Source organism: Rhizobium sp. RAF56 (genome assembly GCF_052113965.1).
Lineage (GTDB): Bacteria > Pseudomonadota > Alphaproteobacteria > Rhizobiales > Rhizobiaceae > Rhizobium.
Window position 1 is genome coordinate 182,923 of the sequence record NZ_JBFRDU010000005.1, and the last position, 19,459, is coordinate 202,381.

Consider the following 19,459-nt stretch of genomic DNA (forward strand, 5'->3'; position numbering starts at 1 on the left):
GTAAACGTTCTTCCTGAATTGCTCTAGGAGGGCGGCCGCTCGGCCGTCCTTTCTATATGTCGTAGGTATGGCTCGCGTTCAGCGTGGAAATAAAGCGCTTGGTGCGCTCGCGCGTCGGCGCGGTAAAGACGTCGCGTGCCTTGCCGGTCTCGACGACGCTGCCGGCCTCGAGGAAGACAACGTCGTTGGCGATCTTCGAGGCGAGCCTGAGGTCATGGGTTGCCATGACCATCGTCGTGCCCTCGCTTGCGAGCTTGGCAAGCACGTCGACGACTTCCGCCGAGAGTTCGGGATCGAGTGCCGAGGTCGGCTCGTCGCAAAGCAGGACGCGGGGCGAGGGGGCAAGGGCTCGGGCGATTGCGACACGCTGCTGCTGCCCGCCGGAGAGCGTCGAGGGCCAGGCGTCGGCCTTGTGCGCCATGCCCACCTTGGTCAGCAATTCCATCGCGCGTTGACGCGCCCGAACCTTCGGCCATCTGAGGACCGTCACCAGGCCTTCCATGACGTTCTCGATCGCCGTCTGGTGCGGGAAGAGTTGGAAATTCTGAAAGACCATGCCGGTTTGGCGGCGGATTCTCTGGATCGCCTGCCAGCTGGTCTTCTGTCCGGGCGAAAAGCTGATCTTCTCCTCCCCGAGCCGGATCGTACCGGCCGTTGGGATTTCGAGCAGGTTAATGCAGCGCAGGAGCGTGCTCTTGCCGCCGCCGGATGGACCGACGAGCGCCGTGACGTTGCCTTCGGGGATCTGGAGGCTGATATCCTTCAGGATGACAGCTTCGCCGAAGCGCTTTTCGATTTGGGAGAGCTCGATCATGTCCGCGCCTCCAGCATGCCGCCGTAGCGCGCAAAGCGGCGTTCCAGCCGTACCTGCAGCGCCGAGAGAACGGAGCTCAGCGCCAGATAGATGAGGGCGGCCTGGATATAGAGGATCAGCGGCTCATAGGTGGCCGCGACGATCCTCTGTGCCGCCTGAAACAGCTCCGGCACGGTGATGGCGGCGGCAAGCGAGGTGTCCTTCACCAGCGAAATGAAGGTGTTGGACAGCGGCGGTACGGCGACGCGACTGGCCTGCGGCAGGATTGTTCGGGTCATCGCCTGGCGCCAGCTCATGCCGATGGAATAGGCCGCTTCCCATTGCCCCTTCGGCACCGAGGATATGACGGCGCGGATGATTTCCGAGGTGTAGGCGCCGATCGAAAGCGTGAAGCCGATCAACGCCGCAGGAAATGCATCAAGAAGGATGCCGAGGCTCGGCAGGCCGTAGAAGATGACGAAGAGCTGGACGAGCAGGGGCGTGCCGCGGATCACCCAGACATAGAAGCGCGCAGCGGCAACCACCGGCGGAGGCCCGAAAAGGCGGGCGATGGCCGTCAGCAGACCGAGGGTCAGCCCTAGGGCAAAGGAGAGCAGCGTCAAAGGGATGGTGAAGAGGAGACCCGCCCAGAGCAGCGAGCCCAGCGAATTCGCCATCAATTGCAGCCAGTGCGGCACGATCGCGCCTTTCGATAGAAGAATGCGCCCAGGAGGGACCCAGACGCATGGGAATTGGAGCTTTATGACGCTTATAGCGGATGGCGCCCGTTCATGAAACCGGGCGCCATCGGCAAGCCATCCAGCAACGGTTTATTACTTCGAAACGTCCTGGCCGAAATATTTGTCGGCGATCTTGGTATAGGTTCCGTCCGCCTTGATGTCGGCGAGTGCCTTGTTGATCGCTTCAAGGAGCTCCGGTTCGCCCTTGCGGATGATGATGCCGGAGTAGTCGGCGTTCGCCTGCTGCGCGACGATCTGAACCGGCGCGTCCGGCTTGTGCTTCTTGAAGTCGAGGAAGGAAAGGCTGTCGTTGATGGTGGCGTCGGCGCGTCCGGTGAGCACCAGCTGGATCGACTGGTCGAAGCCGTCGGTACCAACGAGCGTGGCGCCCGACTGTTCGGCGAGCTTGCCGAAGTTGCTGGTCAGCGACTGCGCCGCCTTTTTGCCCTTGAGGTCCGCGAAGTCCTTGATATAGCTATTGCCGTCCTTGACGATCAGCACGGCCTTCGAGGCGATGTAGGGCTCGGAGAAGTCGTACTTCTGCTTGCGCGCCTCGGTGATGCCGACCTGGTTGACGACGGTGTCGTAGCGGTTGGCGTCGAGGCCGGCGATCAGTCCGTCCCACTTACCTTCCTGGAATTGTGCCTTTACCCCAAGCTTCTGCGCGACCGCCTCGGCGATCTCGACGTCGAAGCCCACCAGCTTGCCGCTATCGTCATGATAGGTGAACGGCGCGTAGGTGCCTTCGGTGCCAACCTTGAGAACGCCTGCTGTCTTGATCGCCTGCAGGTTTTCGCCGGCATGGGCGGGCAGGAGAAAAGCGGCTTGCACGAGGGCGGCGGCCGCAAAAGTTTTCAACCAGTTCATCGTCATTTTTCCATTGCAAGATTTCGATGGTGCATAAATCGCAGAAAAACCCGCATAGCGAAGCGTAGAAAACTGCAATTCAAATGGGCATTTGCAAATAATTTTCTCAAGGGGTGGCGATTGGCGCCGTTATCGCCCTCTCGTCGGGCGCTCTCCGGCTCAGGTAGCGACGCGGCTCGCCCTGCGCTCGAAGAATACGATGATGCAGCCGGCGCTGAGGATCAGTGCTCCACCGGCAAAGACATTATGCGCTGGAACGTCCTGCCAGATGAGGTAGCCGAGCACGAAGGCCCAGATCAGCGACGTATACTCGAACGGCGCAAGCACCGAGACGGGCGCTTTGCGCATCCCCTCGAAGAGGGCGAACTGGGCGATACCGGCAACCACGCCGGTGCTGCAAAGCAGGGCCAGTTCATAGGCGTTCGGGGTCTTCCAAAGGAAAGGCATCGTCACGCCGGTCATCGCCAGGAAGAAACAGCTGGAGATGGCCATCTGGACCACGCTTTTTTCGTGAAGCGCCGTCTTGCGCAGGAGGACCATGGCGCAAGCCCAAAGCACCGCTGCCTGCAAGGCGAGGTAGACCGGCCAGGAAATCTTCAAACCGACGGGATTGCACGCGATGATGACGCCGACAAAGCCAACACCGACCGCCGTCCACCTTGCCGCGGTCACCCGCTCCCGCAGGACGATTCTCGCAAGTATGGTGCCGACAACCGGTGCGGCATAGTAAAGCGTGGTGACTTCCGCGAGCTGAAGATAACCGGCCGCCGAATAAAAGGAGATCCAGGCGACCAGAAGAAGCGTGCTACGCACCATCATCGGCTTGATGATTGGAGAGCGCACCATCTGCCGGGCAAAGGAGGGGCCGCCGAAGAGGAAACATCCGGCAAGAATGGTAACGCTGCGGAAAAACAGGATCTGCCAGACCGGTATCGTGGCGACAAGCAGCTTGATCGCCGCGTCATGCGCGGTGAACAGCATGTAGGCAAAGCCGGTTAGCAGGATGCCGAGGCTGACAGGGTTCTTCACGGGATAGGGACCATTGCGGCGAGCGCCGCGAGAATCAGAATGAGTGGCCTAATGGTTAGCAACGCAATCAACGGCGTCAATGGCCGCAGTTTCACTCCACGCAACGCAATTGTTTCCCGCATGTCAAAATATATGTTCACGTGCAGCTTGTGCGCACGATTGTATACGTTTATGCATGATAAAACGAGAATTGAGTTCTCAATCCATTAAATCGGCACAAACATGCAAGAGTTCCTCCTCAGAGAACGACAGAGCGTTATCTCGGACCGACTGCGCACCGACGGTCGCGTCCTGGCGGCCGCACTCGCCGTCGAGTTCGGCGTGTCGGAAGACACGGTCCGGCGCGACCTGAGAGAAATGGCCGCCGCGGGGCTTTGCGAGCGCGTCTACGGCGGCGCGCTGCCGCTTTCGCCGGCGGGCGGCAGCCTGAAACAGCGCATGGCGTTCGCCGTGGATCGCAAGCAGGCATTGGCGCGTGCGGCCGTGACCGAAATCGCAGCCGGCTCGACTGTTTTCTTCGATGCGGGCAGCACGAACCTTGCGATCGCAAACGCATTGCCGGACGAATTGGAGCTCACCGCCGTCACCAATGCGCCGGCGATTGCGGCAGCGCTGGTCGAAAGGCCCGCCATCAATGTCATCCTGATCGGCGGCATGGTCGATCGGCGCACCGGCGGTTCGCTCGGCGCAAAGGCAATGCGGGACATGGAGCAGCTCGCGCCCGACCTTTGTATTCTTGGCGCCTGCGGCGTCGATCTCAAGGCGGGTGTCACTGCCTTCGAATTCGAGGATGCCGAATTCAAGCGCTTCGCCGTCGCCAGGAGCCGAAGCGTGCTCGTGGCGGTGACCTCCGAAAAACTCGGCGCGGTTGCGCCACACAGGATCACCCCGATCAGCGAAAACGCCTGCCTGGTCGTAGAACACGATGCTGATCCCGGCCTGCTGGCGCTCTTCCGCGATTGCGGATGCCGAACGGTGATTGCCGATGCGTCGGCCTGAGCAGGATAAAGATGTTAAAGCGGCGCCCTGCGCGTCCGCTGTCCAAGGAAAGACGAGAGAGATGGACAACCAATTGACGGCGGCTACGCAGACGCGGGCCGGTTTCTTCACGAAGAACAGGGCGGCGGTCTCGCTGCTTTTCCTGATGAACGGGTTTCTTGTGGGTTGCTGGGCGCCCAAAATCCCGGAATTCGCCGAACGACTGCATTTGAACAAGTTCGAACTCGGCTTGATGATCCTGGTCTTCGGGCTGGGCTCGCTGTTCATGATGCCGCTTGCCGGCGCGCAAATCGCAAGTCGCGGCTCCAAGGTCGTGGCAAAGGCGATGGCCGTCCTGCTGCTCCCGAGCTTGATCGCTCTGACAATTACGCAAAGCGTCTGGACGGCGGCGATCGCGATCTTCCTGTTCGGCGGCTTCATCGGCGCCATGGACGTGGCGATGAACGCCAATGCGGTCGCGGTCGAACAATCGATGCATCGCGCCATCATGTCTTCCTGCCACGCATTCTGGAGCCTTGGTGGCCTGATAGGCTCTGCCATGGGCGGCTTCCTGATCTCCCATTGGGGAGCGCTTGGGCATGCGCAGGTCGCAACCGTTCTTGCGGCGATCTTTCTTGCCGCCGCATGGCCGATGATTCTCGCCGACCATCCGCATCCGGACGAGGAGAAGCCGAAGGCGCGACTGCCTATGACGCCTCTCCCCTGGCTGCTCGGCATCATGGCGCTTTTCAGCATGGTGCCTGAGGGTGCCGTGCTCGACTGGGGCGCGCTCTATCTTCGCGAGGAACTCGGCGCCTCGATCACGCTCTCGGGCTTCGCCTTTGCGGCCTTCTCGCTGACCATGTCGACCATGCGCTTTGCCGGCGATCTCGTGCGCGACCGCTTCGGCGCGGTGATGACGCTTCGTGTCTGCACGCTGTTTGCCATCGTCGGCATGCTGATTGCCAGCCGCGCGCCAAGCGCTGAAATCGCGGTTATCGGCTTTGCCCTTTGCGGGATCGGCATTTCCAATATGGTGCCGATCGCCTTTTCCGCTGCCGGCAACGTGCCCGGTCTCCAGGCCGGCATCGGTCTCTCGGTCGTGACCACCATGGGCTATTCCGGGATCCTGATCGCGCCGTCGGCGATCGGCTTCGTGGCGGAGCATGCAGGGTTTGCGGCGATCTTCACGGCGCTGCCGGTTCTGCTGGTCGTCGTCCTGCTTCTTTCGAGGCTCGCGCGCTATGCCGATGGCATCGGCGGTGCCTCCCACTGAGGCTATCGACCAAAAGTGAAACCGCGGGCGGTTGACAAGCCGCCTGCGGTGATCCACGTGATTGGCACTGTTTTTAGGCTACCTGAGAGCTTTCCATGTCGTCAGCGAGCGTATTTGATCCGAAACCGCGCCGGTCTTCCGTCGCCGTCGATGTCGGCGGCGTCATCGTCGGTGGCGGTGCGCCCGTGGTCGTGCAATCCATGACCAACACCGATACGGCGGACATCGACGGGACCGTTGCCCAGGTGGCAGCCCTCTTCAAGGCGGGCTCGGAACTGGTGCGCATCACCGTGGATCGCGACGAGAGTGCCGCGGCCGTGCCGAAGATCCGCGAGCGCTTGCTGCGGCTCGGCATGGATGTACCGCTGATCGGCGACTTCCACTATATCGGCCACAAGCTGCTTTCCGACCATCCGGCCTGTGCCGAGGCGCTGGCGAAATACCGCATCAATCCCGGCAATGTCGGTTTCAAGGACAAGAAGGACAAGCAGTTCGCCGAGATCATCGAAATGGCGATCCGCTACGACAAGCCGGTGCGCATCGGCGTCAATTGGGGCTCGCTCGACCAGGATCTGCTGACGACGCTGATGGACCGGAATGCCGAAGCCGGCTCGCCGCTTTCGGCGCGCCAGGTGACGCGCGAGGCGATCGTGCAGTCGGCGCTGATCTCGGCCAATCTGGCCGAAGAGATCGGTCTGCCGCGCAACCGCATCATTCTGTCGGCCAAGGTCAGCCAGGTCCAGGATCTGATCGCCGTCTATTCGATGCTGTCGGAGCGCTCCGACCACGCGCTGCATCTCGGGCTCACCGAGGCGGGCATGGGCACCAAGGGCGTCGTCGCCTCGTCTGCTGCGATGGGCTATGTCCTGCAGCACGGCATCGGCGATACGATCCGTGTCTCGCTGACGCCGGAGCCGAACGGCGACCGAACGCGCGAGGTGCAGGTGGCGCAGGAACTCTTGCAGGTCATGGGCTTCCGGCAGTTCGTGCCGGTCGTTGCCGCCTGTCCCGGCTGCGGGCGCACCACCTCGACCGTGTTCCAGGAGCTGGCGCAGAACATCCAGAACGATTTGCGCAAGAACATGCCGGTCTGGCGCGAGAAATATCCGGGCGTTGAAGCGCTGAATGTCGCGGTCATGGGCTGCATCGTCAACGGTCCCGGCGAGAGCAAGCATGCCGATATCGGCATTTCGCTTCCCGGCACCGGAGAGACGCCGGCCGCCCCCGTCTTCATCGACGGCAAGAAGGCGATGACGCTGCGCGGGCCGCATATCGCCTCTGACTTCGAGGCGCTGGTGATTGACTACATCGAGAAGCGTTTTGGCGCGAAGAGCGCAGCCGCCGAATAGCGGCTATACGGGTTCCTAAAGGCTGCTCGTGAGCAGCTTAATGCCGGCAAAGCCGTAAAAGCCTGCCATCGCCCCTTCGATCCAGCGACGCATGCCGCGGTAAATCTTGAGCGCATGCGGCGTCGAGAAGATCGCGGCGTAGGCCATGAAGGTGATGAAGCCCATCATCATGCAGCCGCCGATGATGAGAAAGGCGACCGAGGCCGGCGCCCCGCGCGGCATGCCGAGCGTGATGATGGCGAGCCAGGCGAATATCGCCTTCGGGTTGGTCACGTGGATCCCGTAGCCGCGCAGCACCAGAGACTTGAAGCTCGCACTCTTCGTGGCGGCGGTTGCCGCCATCTCATCATGGCTGCGTGCGGCCCGCAGCGCCTTGATGGCGAGATAAAGCAGATAGAGCCCGCCGAGCACCTTCAGTACTTCGAGAGCCATGGCATAGGCCTGAAGCAGCGTTGCCAGGCCAAGAGCCGCCGCCGTCGCCCAGGTAAGAGACCCGCCGAAAATGCCGAGCGAAATCGTCATGCCGGCGCGGCGGCCCTGCGTCATCGACGTCGAAACGATCGCCATGATCGCCGGACCGGGACTGACCACGGCGACGAGATAGGCAAGGTAGGCAGGCAGGATCTGCGGCAAATAGGCGAGCGCCTCATGCATGGGCCGGCTCCGGGCGTATACGGTGAAATCTGGGTCTCGGGGCGCCCAGGATGGCGGCGAAACTGCCATAATCCGACTGAGACGTCACCCCTTGGCAACCGGACGTCTTGTCACGGTGACAAGATTGTCAAGGCCGCCTTTCCGCTCAATTCCTGCGGTTGGCGACGAAGCGGGCGGCTTCGATGAGACCGGTTGCCTTTTCGCCGAAAGGTGCAAGCAACGTGGCCGCATCTTTTACGAGGTCACCAAGCTTCGCCTCGGCCCAAGCCTGGCCGTGCAGCGCCACCAGCGTTCCCTTGCCGCGAGCGGCGTCCTTGCCGGTCGCCTTACCCATGGCGGCGGCATCGGAGGTGAGGTCCAGGAGGTCGTCGGCGAGCTGGAAGGCAAGGCCGATCTTTTCGCCGAAGCGGCGCAGGAGGAGGCGATCGTCGGTGTTTGCGCCCGCGATGATTGCGCCGGCCTCGCAGGCGAAGCGGATGAGCGCGCCGGTTTTCATAGCCTGCAATGTAATGATGCCCTGTTCGTCCGGGGCGGTCTTTTCGGCCGCGAGATCGAGCGCCTGGCCGCCTGCCATGCCGCCCATGCCCGCCGCGCGCGATAGCGCCAGCAACAGTTCCACCTTCCGGTCGGCCGCCAGATCGGTTTCGGGAGCCGAGACAATGTCGAAGGCATAGGTCAGCAGGCTGTCGCCGGCAAGGATCGCGGTGGCCTCGTCGAAAGCGACGTGCACCGTGGGTTGGCCGCGGCGAAGATCATCGTCGTCCATCGCCGGCAGGTCGTCATGGACGAGGGAATAGCAGTGGATGCACTCGAGCGCGGCACCGACGCGCAATGCCGCCTGAACGCCGCCGCCGAAAAGGGCGGTGCTTTCCATGACGAGAAAGGGCCTCAGTCGCTTGCCGCCGTTGAGAACGCCGTGGCGCATGGCTTCCAACAACGTCGCGGGGCGGGCGACCTCATCGGCAAGGCAGGCATCGGCAAGAAGCCTCGTCAGCGTCGCCTCAATCTTGGCGGCAGCTTCCTTCAGGCGATGATCGAACGACAGCGTTTGCATTCCGGCTCTTTGACATGAGCGCGCCATAGTGGCAACGGGGAATCGTTCGCTGCGGCGTCGCGTCACCAGTGCTCTAAAAGACGCTACTAGTTTAGAGTTTGTGCATTCTCGGCGGTGGGAAACGCGCGTTACTCTGGTCATGGTGGCGTGCAAAGGCTATGACAGGCCGGGGATAATACAACGCGCAGGCTTTCGGGATTTGGATCTGTCGACGGAGAATGAAGAGGAGGTCGCCGTGCCGCCGCGCCGAGACAGGCTGGCGTGGTTCAAAGGACGGCCGATCTGGCAGCGCGCGGCATTGGTCGTAGCGGCGTTCCTGGCTCTCCCCTATCTCCTGATCTTCCTCTACTGGCCATTCTTCGTTCGCCCCGTCTCCACGCTGATGCTGCGTGATGCCGTGCTTTTGCGCGGTGCCGATCGGCAGTGGGTTTCTTTCGACAATATCGCGCCGGTTCTCGTGAAATCGGTGCTGGTTTCCGAGGATGGACAGTTCTGCTTCCATGGAGGCGTGGATTGGGGCGAAATGCGCATGCTTCTCGAAGATACGCTGCGCGGCCAGGCGACGCGGGGCGGCAGCACGATCCCGATGCAGACCTCGAAGAACCTGTTCCTGTGGAACGGTCGCTCCTTCGTGCGCAAGACGCTGGAGCTGCCGCTTGCCGTCACGTCCTCGGTCGTTTGGTCGAAGCGGCGGATGATGGAGATCTATCTCAACATAGCGGAATGGGGTCCCGGCATCTTCGGCATCGAGGCGGCGGCGCGCCATTATTTCAAGGTGCCGGCCTCGAAGCTTTCGTCGCGCCAGGCAGCACTTCTTGCCGTTTCGCTGCCCAATCCCTTCGATCGCGTGGCGAGCAAGCCCGGCCGGGGGCTGAGGCAGCTGGCTTCCCTGATCGAGCGCCGTGCGCGCAACGCCGACGACTACATCAAATGCCTTTATGATTGACATCAGAACTTGTCGTTCGATCGGCGCGCTGTCATCTGGCATTCTTGGGCGGAATGTATGGGCGGGTGGACATTCGCAGCCGCGTGCCCGTCCTCGAGCTTGATCCACCGGCCTTCTGCTCGTTCGAGGACATGAACCATTTCACCGAGCTCTTGATATTCGATTTTGAAGAATAGGACCGTATTCATGGACAGACTGACCCTCTACATCGGCAACAAGAACTATTCCTCCTGGTCCTTCCGGCCATGGATCGCGATGACGGGGTGCGGGATCGAGTTCGACGAAGTGCTGATCCCCTTCGATTTTCCGGCGGGCAATCCGCGCTTTTCCGAGATATCGCCGACCGCGCGGGTACCGGCGCTGCATCACGGCAACATCCGCGTCTGGGAGTCGCTTGCCATCATCGAATATGTGGCCGAGCTGTTTCCCGATGCCGGTCTCTGGCCGCGGCACGTCAAGGCGCGCGCCGAAGCGCGGGCGGTATCCTGCGAAATGGTGGCCGGCTTCCGCGCACTTCGCAATGCCTGCCCAATGAACATACGCCGACCGAAGCAGCGCATCGAACTTGGCGACGGCGTGATGAGCGACGTCGCGCGCATCGAGACTATCTGGCGCGACATGCGCGATCATTTCGGCGGGCCGTTTCTCTTCGGCGCTTTTTCGGCGGCGGACGCGATGTTCGCTCCGGTGGTCAATCGCTTCGAAACCTATGATCTGGTTGCGTCGGCCGACACGCTGAGCTACATGACGGCCATGAAGGAGCTGCCGGCATGGCAGGCGTGGCAGCAGGCGGCGCTTGCCGAGACGTGGATCGTGCCCGAGGACGAAGCGTAAAGTCCATTCGGCCGCGCCTTGCAAAAAATATGCATGGGGACTGGTCAAACCCCCGGGAGCCATGTATAAGCGCGCCAAATTTCCGAAATCGGTGCGTATCCGTTTCGGCCGCCTGGCTGGCCGAGGATATGTTTCGTCCGCAAAGTGGAGTAACGAGAATGGCTGTACCTAAAAGAAAAACGAGCCCGTCCAAGCGTGGTATGCGCCGCTCGGCTGACGCTCTGAAGGCTTCGACCTATGTCGAGGACAAGAACTCCGGCGAACTGCGCCGTCCGCATCACATCGACCTGAAGACGGGCATGTATCGCGGTCGTCAGGTTCTGACGCCGAAGGAAAACGCATAATCCTGCGTTATCCATTCATTTGGACAAAGGGCCGGCAATTTGCCGGCCTTTTGCGTTTCTATGATTGCCTCGTCTGCTGAGTGCGAACGGGCCGTTTTCGCAAGCGTCGAACGACGGATTCCCGTCCGCCCATCGGGGACAAAATCGAAAACGGATTGTAGGGAAGACGGCACCCGGCCGATGAAGCCGGAAAGGATCAAAGGCTGTCGAGCTTGCTTTGCAGCGCGCGTAATTGCTCTTTCAGTTCGTCGATGTCCTTCGCTTCGGCTTTCCGGCTTTCCTTGACCGCCGGCTTCATGAAGGGCGAAAACATCTGCATGGCCTGCTGGAACATTTCGGTGTTGCGGCGAACCTGATCCTCGACCATCTGGATGGGGAGTTGTAGATTCTTGCCGAGCGGCGTTTCACCAAAGGCGCGGTCGATCTGCTCGCGCATCTGCACCTGTTGTTCGGTGAAGGCTCGCATGGAGTGCTCGAGGTAGCTCGGCACGACCATCTGCATTTGATCGCCGTAGAAGCCGATCAGCTGGCGCAGGAAGGGTATCGGCAGCAGCGTATTTCCAGTCTTCGATTCCTGCTCGAAGATGATCTGCGTCAGCACAGAGTGTGTGATGTCATCGCCGCTCTTTGCATCCTGGACGTTAAATTCTTCCCCCTTTTTCACCATTTCCGCCAGATCGTCCAACGTGACATACGTGCTGGTGCCTGTATTGTAGAGGCGGCGGTTGGCATATTTCTTGATTACGATTTGGCCGTCATGTTTAGCCATTATCAGTCTCCTAACCCCGTCTGATATGATGGAATGTTCCTCCATCTCAGAGTGTAGACGGAAAGGAAGGCAAGTGACAATCGCTTTGTGCGATGCGGCAAGCCCTTTCCGCTAGCGGTATTTTCGCCGAAAGCGATGTTGCTTGTGAGCATTTGTTCGAGAATTTTGAGTGTTTGACTCCGGCACCAAGCTTTGACACCTTCGCGAAATCTGGCCAGCAATCCAAGGAGGCTACCGTGTCCAATCCATCCATCGTCATCGCAAGCGCCGCTCGTACAGCGGTCGGATCGTTCAACGGGGCGTTTGCCACTGTGGCAGCCCATGAACTCGGCGCAACTGCCATCAAGGGTGCGCTTGAGCGCGCCGGCGTCGACGCCAAGGAAGTTGACGAAGTCATCATGGGCCAGGTGCTGCAGGCCGGCGAGGGTCAGAATCCCGCCCGTCAGGCAGCAATGAAGGCCGGCGTTCCGCAGGAAGCCACGGCCTGGAGCGTCAATCAGCTGTGCGGCTCCGGTCTTCGTTCGGTCGCCCTCGGCATGCAGCAGATCCTGACCGGCGATGCCAAGATCATCGTCGCCGGCGGGCAGGAATCCATGTCCATGGCGCCGCACACCGCGCATTTGCGCGGCGGTACGAAGATGGGCGACATGAAGATGATCGACAGCATGATCAAGGATGGTCTGACAGACGCGTTCTACGGTTATCACATGGGTACGACGGCCGAGAACGTCGCCCGCCAGTGGCAGCTTTCCCGCGACGATCAGGACAATTTTGCGGTCGCTTCGCAGAACAAGGCGGAGGCCGCACAGGTAGCCGGACGCTTCAAGGACGAAATCGTGCCTTTCATCGTCAAGACCCGCAAGGGCGACGTGACCGTCGACGCCGACGAGTATATCCGCCACGGCGCGACGCTTGAGAGCATGACCAAGCTCCGGCCCGCCTTCGACAAGGAAGGCACCGTCACCGCCGGCAACGCGTCGGGTCTCAACGATGGTGCCGCAGCCACCGTCCTGATGAATGAAGCCGAGGCCTCCCGCCGCGGCATTCAGCCGCTCGCACGCATCGTTTCCTGGGCAACCGTGGGCGTCGATCCGCAGATCATGGGAACCGGGCCGATCCCGTCATCCCGCAAGGCCTTGGAGAAAGCCGGCTGGTCGGTCGGTGATCTCGACCTGGTCGAGGCCAATGAGGCGTTTGCGGCCCAGGCCTGCGCTGTCAACAAGGACCTCGGCTGGGATCCCTCGATCGTCAATGTCAACGGCGGCGCGATTGCCATCGGCCACCCGATCGGCGCCTCCGGCGCTCGCGTCCTCAACACGCTTCTGTTCGAGATGAAGCGCCGGGGCGCCCGCAAGGGTCTGGCGACGCTGTGCATCGGCGGCGGCATGGGCATCGCCATGTGCGTCGAGGCGCTTTAACAGCCGACGAGATAAGTGTTTTTCGGTGCTGCGGGCGGATGCGCCCGCGGCATGCAGATTTCAATAATAATACTCAAATAATGATGGGAGGAGTGGAACATGAGCAGAGTAGCACTGGTTACCGGAGGAACCCGCGGCATCGGCGCAGCAATCTCCATCGCGCTGAAGGATGCGGGCTACAAGGTTGCCGCGACCTATGCCGGCAATGACGAAAAGGCGCAGGCTTTCAAGGCGGCGAACGGCATCGGCGTCTACAAATGGGACGTTTCCAACTACGAAGCCTGTGGCGAGGGGATTGCAAAGATCGTGGCCGAGCTCGGTCCAATCGAAGTGCTGGTCAACAATGCCGGCATCACGCGCGATTCAATGTTCCACAAGATGACGCCGCAACAGTGGCACGAGGTCATCGACACCAACCTGACCGGCCTCTTCAACATGACACATCAGGTCTGGAGCGGGATGCGCGACGGAAACTTCGGCCGCATCATCAACATCTCCTCGATCAACGGCCAGAAGGGCCAGGCCGGGCAGGCCAACTATTCCGCCGCCAAGGCAGGCGATCTCGGCTTCACGAAGGCGCTCGCGCAGGAAGGGGCGTCAAAGAGCATCACCGTCAACGCCATCTGCCCGGGCTACATCGGCACCGAAATGGTGCTCGCGGTACCGGAGAAGGTGCTGAACGAGCGCATCATCCCGCAGATCCCGGTCGGACGCCTTGGCAAGCCGGAAGAAATTGCGCGCTGTGTCGTCTTCCTGGCATCTGACGATGCAAGCTTCATCACCGGTTCGACAATCACGGCGAACGGCGGCCAGTTCTTCGTCTGACAATAAATTGCTTGTGCTCCCCGTTTCACCCTGGTGAAGCGGGGACGGCAATCATTCCGCGTTGCTGGCGGGCAAGCCGTGCTTGCCATGCGCGCTTATCGCGGTTTGTCTTGATGTATGGACGGTCTTTACAACGCCCGTGGGCGTTTCGGCCCGGGCGGCTGCGATCTCACCTGCCTCGCGCAGGAGTTCGAAGTCTGGAAGCGGCGGAATTTGAAATCCGGTGGCAGAGGCCGAGGTCGCAACTAGGCATGCGAAACCCGCCCCAAGCAATAATCTGCTCATGGGTTTGCCCTCACGAAAGATAACGTCGGATGCCCTTAAAGTGCGCAGGGATACTACGACGATCACCTACATTAGAAAAGGAAAAAGCCCCTTGCTTCACGCTGGGGCCCTAGTCCTTTTGGTGGTGCCGTGTCGCTCAGCCGCGACGTTCGTCGTATCGATTTGGTTCTGATCTGATGGGAAGGCGCACGCGCCGGCGCTCATCTTCCATACGATTTGCCGCGACGGCTGCGAAGGCCGTGCCGATGGCCGCGATTGCGATGAATGCGAGAGCTGCCAGATTTGCGACTGTCTCGGTCATAGGACCGGTCCTTTCCACTTTGGTCCGCGAACGCTACGTGCGGGCACTGTCCTTCTGTCAGCTGTATATCGGTCGAAATTTAGGCAGGTGAAGGCGTTGATTTCCTATATCCATCGTCAACAAGGCGTTGACGGCAAATCCTGAGGATCCGCTCAGAGCTAAAACGACAAACGGACGCTTACGCGCCCGTTTGCAAAGAGTTTTGAGGCAGGCGGTTAGCGGCAAGGCGCTTCGTAGCGGTTGCCGTTGTGGTCTCGATAGTAGCAGTAGCCGCTACGGTGAGAACGACCGATCAAATTGCCGACCAGGCCACCCGCCACGGCTCCGACCGCAGCGCCGCCCCAGCTATGGGTGACCGCTCCGCCGATGGCGGCGCCGGCGCCCGCGCCGATGGCGGTTCCCCTTTCCTCCGGGGTGCACGCAGCGAGGGTTCCAACAATGGCGACCGCGGCAATGATCTTTTTCATGACTTTACTCCCCTGATATCTGTCGTGACTGCCCGGTCATATCCGGCCCATCAGCACGAGAATGAGAATGATAACGACGACGAGACCGAGACCTCCTGAAGGCCCATAGCCCCAACTGTTGCTGTAGCCCCAGTTCGGCAAGGCGCCGATCAAAAGCAAAACCAGAACGATAAGCAATATGGTGCCAAGCATGATCTGTACCTCTGCCTCCTGCGACCGAAATGCGCTTGGCGTCAACTCCTATCGCGCACAATTGTTCCAACTTTCTCGCGCTTGCAGTGCCGCGTGCGCGACGGCACGGGGCAAGCCTAACATAGCTTTTTTGCGGCGTCATGCCCGAAGCTTGGTCCGATGGCCGCGTTGTTAGTCAGCAAATTCAAATGCTTGATTGACCGAAAAGCAGATTTGTTGGCAGTCCTGATTGCGGGTCCGAAGCGCTATGACCGAGGGTTGCGATTCTTTTGGCGGTCGAACCGATCCCTTGCAAAGGTTAACCGCCTACCGCTTTCGACGTAGAACGTGCTTCTTCGCCCTCTCCATTTGGAGGGGGAACATCGATGGAGACGCAAGATCTAGCAGTGAACAAATCGAGAAAATAGCCGAATCGCCGATTCGTCGCCGATTCGTTCCGGCTTTGATCGAAAGGTTAACCCCTGCAAACAGAAATTGTATTTTTGACCCGTTCGACCGACGCCTGCCGGAATGGTTAATTGCAATCGATGATTCTGGTCGCCGCGGCGCTGCAATCATCCAGAGTCCTGTGGCCGATCGCCCTCAGGCCACTACATCTTGTATGGAACAAAGCAAGAAAGCTCTTGAATCAGCGATTCGTCGCCGATTCGTTCAGTCTTTGATCCAATGGTTACCGAGGCTCTGCCGGGGCGTTGCCTGGCGTCAAAATTCAGGCCTTTACAAAAGGTTAACGATTGCTACCGGCGGCTGAACAGAATTCTGGCCGGCTTCTGGCGAGTCGCCGATTGTCGGCTCCGGGGACGCCGATCGCTCGTTCTCCGATTCAGGATTTGGTGTGATTTCCTGAGTCGCGACCTATATCTAGGCGTGAACAAATCAGAAACCCGACGGAGTCAGCGATTCGTCGCCGATTCGTTCTCAGGCTGTTCCGACTCCACTAGGACTCGCTGTGGGTGTAAGATGAATACATCTTCCGCGTGTCTTGCAGCCCTGCTTTTCGATCACAATGGTCGGGCCTGCGCAAATCGATCCTTGCCTTTGCCGCATAAGGCCGTCATTTGTTTCGGCCTTCGAGGCTGAGCGTGTTGTCTAGGCGCGTACGCCTCATCCTTGCGTGGAATTATGACTTTGACTTCGCATCCCATGATCCTGAGCGGCCGCGGCGTGACGGCGGTACTCGGACCGACCAATACCGGCAAGACGCATTATGCCATCGAGCGTATGGTCGCGCAGGGCAGCGGCGTGATCGGCCTGCCCCTGCGGCTGCTCGCGCGCGAGGTCTATACACGCGTCGTGGAGAAGGTCGGCGCGAAGCATGTCGCGCTAATCACCGGCGAGGAAAAGATAACGCCTCCCGATGCGCGTTATTCCGTCTGCACCGTCGAAGCCATGCCACGGGAGACGCGGGCGGCCTTTGTCGCCATCGACGAAGTGCAGCTGGCCGGCGATCTCGAGCGCGGCCACATTTTTACGGACCGCATCCTGCACCTGCGCGGTCGCGACGAGACGCTGCTGCTTGGTGCCGGAACCATGCGCCCGATCCTCGAACAGCTGTTGCCGGGCATCACGGTCGTCGAGCGGCCGCGCCTGTCGCATCTTTTTTATGCGGGGCAGAAGAAGATCACGCGGCTGCCACAGCGCACGGCAATCGTCGCCTTTTCGGCCGACGAGGTCTACGCGGTTGCCGAGTTGATCCGGCGCCAGCGTGGCGGGGCGGCGGTCGTTCTCGGTGCGTTGAGCCCGCGAACCCGCAACGCTCAAGTAGCGCTCTATCAGGCGGGAGACGTCGAGTATCTGGTCGCCACCGACGCCATCGGCATGGGCCTCAATCTCGACGTCGACCATGTCGCGTTTGCCCAAGACCGCAAGTTCGACGGTTACCAGTATCGCAATCTCAACGCTGCCGAACTCGGCCAGATCGCCGGCCGCGCCGGCAGGCATCTCAAGGACGGCACGTTTGGCGTGACCGGTCAGGTCGACCCCTTCGACGACGATCTGGTCAGGCGTATCGAGGGGCATGAATTCGACACAGTCAAGGTGCTGCAATGGCGCACGAAGGCGTTCGATTTCACCTCGATTGCGGCCCTCAGAGCGAGCCTCGATGCGGCGCCGCGCGTCGGCGGATTGACGCGGGCGCTGCCGGCGGTCGATCAGCAGGCGCTCGAATATCTGTCGCGCGATATGGAAATCAGGGACCTGGCGAGTACGCCGGAACGGGTCGAGAAACTGTGGGAAGCATGCGCCCTGCCGGACTACCGGCGGATTACACCGGCGCAGCACGCAGATCTGATTGCCACCCTCTTTTCCGATCTTGTGCGCTATGGCACGGTGAACGAGGAGTTTCTGGCTGAACAGGTTCGGCGGGCCGATCGTACCGATGGCGAGATTGACACGCTTTCGGCACGAATCGCGCAGATAAGGACCTGGACCTATGTCTCGAATCGGCCAAATTGGCTTGCCGATCCGACACACTGGCAGGAAAAGACGCGGGAAATCGAAGATCGATTGTCCGATGCGTTACATGAAAGGTTGACGAAACGCTTTGTTGATCGCAGGACATCTGTGCTCATGAAGCGCCTGAGAGAGAATGCGATGCTGGAAGCTGAAATCAGTGTAAATGGAGATGTCTTTGTCGAAGGACATCATGTGGGACAATTGACCGGTTTCCGGTTCACCCCTGTCTCGGGTGCCGAAGGCCCGGACGCGAGAGCGGTCCAGTCGGCAGCGCAAAAGGCGCTGGGGCTGGAGTTCGAGGCGCGTGCGGCCCGCATCCATGCGGCCGGCAATAGCGACCTGGCGATCAGCGCCGATGGCGTTGTGCGCTGGCTGGGCGATCCCGTGGCGAGGCTTGCGGGCAGCGATCACATCATGCGTCCGCGCGTAATCATCCTGGCAGACGAGCAGTTGACGGGCAACGCCCGCGATCATGTGGCAGCTCGCATCGAGCGCTTCGTGAACCACCACATCTCGACGGTGCTGAAGCCGCTCGACGATCTCTCCCGCGCCGAGGACCTTCAGGGTCTCGCCAAGGGACTTGCATTCCAGCTCGTCGAAAATCTCGGCGTGCTCTTCCGCCGCGACGTTACCGAAGAAGTCAAATCGCTCGATCAGGATGGCCGCGCTTCGATGCGCCGCTATGGCGTGCGCTTCGGCGCCTACCATATTTTCGTCCCAGCGCTGCTGAAGCCCGCACCTGCCGAGTTGATCACGCTGCTCTGGGCGCTGAAGAACGACGGTCTCGACAAGCCGGGCTATGGCGATCTCATTCCGGTGTTGGCTGCCGGCCGTACCTCGGTCGTCACCGACGCGAGCTACGAGCGGACGTTCTACAAGCTGGCCGGTTTCCGTTTCCTCGGCAAGCGCGCCGTGCGCATCGATATCTTGGAGCGCCTCGCCGACATTATTCGTCCGCTTCTCCAGTGGAAGCCCGGCCAGGCCTCACGTCCTGAGGGCGCCTATGACGGTCGCCGGTTCACGACGACCACGGCGATGCTTTCCATTCTTGGTGCGACGCTTGAGGACATGGAAGAAATCCTCAAGGGTCTCGGCTATCGGGCCGATCCGGTCACTGCCGAGGATGCCGCCGCGCATCTTGCCAAGCAAAACACGGCCGCGGCCCCAGCTGTTGCCGATGCCAAGCCGGAAGAGGGCGAAAAAGCCGATCACGACGACGCCGATGCGGCGACTGACGAGCCGGCTACCGAAGCCGCTGAGCCCGTGAGTGCTGCCGATGCCTCGGTGACTGCTGCCGAGACCCCGGTGGCTGCCGCCGCCGAGACGACAGAGACAGTCGCCGACACCTCTGAGGCTGTTACCGAAGCCACAGAGACAGTCGCCGAAACCTCTGAGGTTGCCGCCGAAGCCACTGAGACCGTCGTCGCAGCAGCCGCGACCGGTGAAGAAGGGAATGGCGAGCAAGCAGCGGCCGAAGCCACGGAGCCGAAGCCGGTGCTGTTGTGGCGCCTGGGCGGCCGCAACGACAACCAGCGTCAGCCACGCGGCGATCGCCGAGGCGGCCAAGGCCAGCAGAACAACCGTCGCGAAGGCACTCAGGCGGCCGGCGAGGCAGGCCGCGAGGCGCGCGACAATCGCGGGCCGCGCAACAAGGACGGTGGGCGTCCTCAGCAGCAGCGCAACCGCGATGAGCGTAACGGCGAGCGTCCCGATCGGGGCGACCGCAATGAGCGTCAGGGTCGCAACGATCGCAACGACCGCAACAATCGCGGTGCGGCGCAGCCGCTGCGTTTCGAGGCGAAGCCGCCGCGCAAGGAGAAGCCGATCGATCCGGATTCACCCTTCGCCAAGCTCGCGGCCCTCAAGGATCAGATGAAGAAGTAA

19 protein-coding genes and 1 pseudogene are annotated in these 19,459 nt (G+C 61.1%); 10 read left to right on the top strand and 10 right to left on the bottom strand.

Features of this window, described 5'->3' with window-relative positions; genetic code table 11:
* Positions 1-52: 52 nt before the first annotated feature.
* From AB4048_RS06250 to AB4048_RS06265, 4 genes are all read right to left on the bottom strand, one after another.
* Positions 53-814 carry an amino acid ABC transporter ATP-binding protein gene (locus AB4048_RS06250; protein WP_442201054.1) on the bottom strand — a complete coding sequence of 254 codons (762 nt, stop codon included), beginning with the start codon at positions 812-814 and terminating at the stop codon, positions 53-55.
* Entirely contained in the window at positions 811-1,491 is a 681-nt protein-coding gene (locus tag AB4048_RS06255; RefSeq protein WP_442201055.1) for an amino acid ABC transporter permease, read from the bottom strand. Before AB4048_RS06255 ends, AB4048_RS06250 begins: the two co-directional genes overlap by 4 nt.
* 135 nt (positions 1,492-1,626) lie before the next feature.
* Entirely contained in the window at positions 1,627-2,400 is a 774-nt protein-coding gene (locus AB4048_RS06260; RefSeq protein ID WP_442201056.1) for an amino acid ABC transporter substrate-binding protein, read from the bottom strand.
* 159 nt (positions 2,401-2,559) lie between these two features.
* Positions 2,560-3,429 carry a DMT family transporter gene (locus tag AB4048_RS06265; RefSeq protein ID WP_442201057.1) on the bottom strand — a complete coding sequence of 290 codons (870 nt, stop codon included), beginning with the start codon at positions 3,427-3,429 and terminating at the stop codon, positions 2,560-2,562.
* A gap of 222 nt (positions 3,430-3,651) precedes the next feature.
* Between AB4048_RS06265 and AB4048_RS06270 the strand changes: the two genes are divergently transcribed.
* The 3 genes from AB4048_RS06270 (at position 3,652) to ispG (ending at position 7,032) form a co-directional block, all read left to right on the top strand.
* Positions 3,652-4,428: a DeoR/GlpR family DNA-binding transcription regulator gene (locus AB4048_RS06270; RefSeq protein WP_442201058.1), complete on the top strand. Its 777-nt coding sequence runs from the start codon at positions 3,652-3,654 to the stop codon at positions 4,426-4,428.
* Between the two features lie 61 nt (positions 4,429-4,489).
* The gene (locus tag AB4048_RS06275; RefSeq protein WP_442201059.1) at positions 4,490-5,683 is read left to right on the top strand and encodes an MFS transporter; all 1,194 of its coding nucleotides are present in this window, start codon (positions 4,490-4,492) and stop codon (positions 5,681-5,683) included.
* 95 nt (positions 5,684-5,778) lie between these two features.
* A complete protein-coding gene (gene ispG, locus AB4048_RS06280; protein ID WP_442201060.1) occupies positions 5,779-7,032 on the top strand; it encodes a flavodoxin-dependent (E)-4-hydroxy-3-methylbut-2-enyl-diphosphate synthase in 1,254 nt (417 codons plus the stop codon).
* A 15-nt stretch (positions 7,033-7,047) separates the two neighbouring features.
* On the opposite strand, the gene AB4048_RS06285 is transcribed toward ispG, so the two are convergent.
* Complete coding sequence (locus AB4048_RS06285; RefSeq protein WP_442201061.1) at positions 7,048-7,686, bottom strand: LysE family translocator; 639 nt, start codon at positions 7,684-7,686, stop codon at positions 7,048-7,050.
* Between the two features lie 145 nt (positions 7,687-7,831).
* The gene (locus tag AB4048_RS06290) at positions 7,832-8,740 is read right to left on the bottom strand and encodes a polyprenyl synthetase family protein (protein WP_442201062.1); all 909 of its coding nucleotides are present in this window, start codon (positions 8,738-8,740) and stop codon (positions 7,832-7,834) included.
* A 199-nt stretch (positions 8,741-8,939) separates the two neighbouring features.
* Here AB4048_RS06290 and mtgA point away from each other — a divergent pair, with 199 nt between their 5' ends.
* The 4 genes and pseudogenes from mtgA to rpmF all read left to right on the top strand — a co-directional run bounded on the left by mtgA (position 8,940) and on the right by rpmF (position 10,864).
* Positions 8,940-9,686 (top strand): monofunctional biosynthetic peptidoglycan transglycosylase, encoded by a 747-nt coding sequence (gene mtgA, locus AB4048_RS06295; protein ID WP_442201063.1) that lies wholly within the window; start codon positions 8,940-8,942, stop codon positions 9,684-9,686.
* Positions 9,687-9,775: 89 nt separating this feature from the next.
* A pseudogene (locus tag AB4048_RS06300) lies at positions 9,776-9,862 on the top strand (DUF1868 domain-containing protein); the annotation flags it as partial.
* A gap of 10 nt (positions 9,863-9,872) precedes the next feature.
* On the top strand, positions 9,873-10,520 hold the full coding sequence (locus AB4048_RS06305; RefSeq protein ID WP_442201064.1) for a glutathione S-transferase family protein: 648 nt from the start codon (positions 9,873-9,875) through the stop codon (positions 10,518-10,520).
* Positions 10,521-10,678: 158 nt separating this feature from the next.
* The gene (gene rpmF, locus AB4048_RS06310) at positions 10,679-10,864 is read left to right on the top strand and encodes a 50S ribosomal protein L32 (protein WP_025603474.1); all 186 of its coding nucleotides are present in this window, start codon (positions 10,679-10,681) and stop codon (positions 10,862-10,864) included.
* A 196-nt stretch (positions 10,865-11,060) separates the two neighbouring features.
* On the opposite strand, the gene phaR is transcribed toward rpmF, so the two are convergent.
* The gene (gene phaR / locus AB4048_RS06315) at positions 11,061-11,633 is read right to left on the bottom strand and encodes a polyhydroxyalkanoate synthesis repressor PhaR (RefSeq protein ID WP_442201065.1); all 573 of its coding nucleotides are present in this window, start codon (positions 11,631-11,633) and stop codon (positions 11,061-11,063) included.
* Between the two features lie 236 nt (positions 11,634-11,869).
* Here phaR and AB4048_RS06320 point away from each other — a divergent pair, with 236 nt between their 5' ends.
* Together AB4048_RS06320 and AB4048_RS06325 are read left to right on the top strand one after the other, a co-directional pair.
* The gene (locus AB4048_RS06320; RefSeq protein ID WP_442201066.1) at positions 11,870-13,051 is read left to right on the top strand and encodes an acetyl-CoA C-acetyltransferase; all 1,182 of its coding nucleotides are present in this window, start codon (positions 11,870-11,872) and stop codon (positions 13,049-13,051) included.
* Positions 13,052-13,150: 99 nt separating this feature from the next.
* Positions 13,151-13,876 carry a beta-ketoacyl-ACP reductase gene (locus tag AB4048_RS06325; RefSeq protein WP_442201067.1) on the top strand — a complete coding sequence of 242 codons (726 nt, stop codon included), beginning with the start codon at positions 13,151-13,153 and terminating at the stop codon, positions 13,874-13,876.
* Between the two features lie 421 nt (positions 13,877-14,297).
* On the opposite strand, the gene AB4048_RS06330 is transcribed toward AB4048_RS06325, so the two are convergent.
* From AB4048_RS06330 to AB4048_RS06340, 3 genes are all read right to left on the bottom strand, one after another.
* The gene (locus AB4048_RS06330; protein ID WP_442201068.1) at positions 14,298-14,462 is read right to left on the bottom strand and encodes a hypothetical protein; all 165 of its coding nucleotides are present in this window, start codon (positions 14,460-14,462) and stop codon (positions 14,298-14,300) included.
* 215 nt (positions 14,463-14,677) lie between these two features.
* Positions 14,678-14,929 (bottom strand): YMGG-like glycine zipper-containing protein, encoded by a 252-nt coding sequence (locus tag AB4048_RS06335; RefSeq protein WP_442201069.1) that lies wholly within the window; start codon positions 14,927-14,929, stop codon positions 14,678-14,680.
* 36 nt (positions 14,930-14,965) lie between these two features.
* A complete protein-coding gene (locus tag AB4048_RS06340; protein ID WP_442201070.1) occupies positions 14,966-15,121 on the bottom strand; it encodes a DUF3309 family protein in 156 nt (51 codons plus the stop codon).
* A 1,122-nt stretch (positions 15,122-16,243) separates the two neighbouring features.
* Between AB4048_RS06340 and AB4048_RS06345 the strand changes: the two genes are divergently transcribed.
* Positions 16,244-19,459 carry a helicase-related protein gene (locus AB4048_RS06345; protein WP_442201071.1) on the top strand — a complete coding sequence of 1,072 codons (3,216 nt, stop codon included), beginning with the start codon at positions 16,244-16,246 and terminating at the stop codon, positions 19,457-19,459.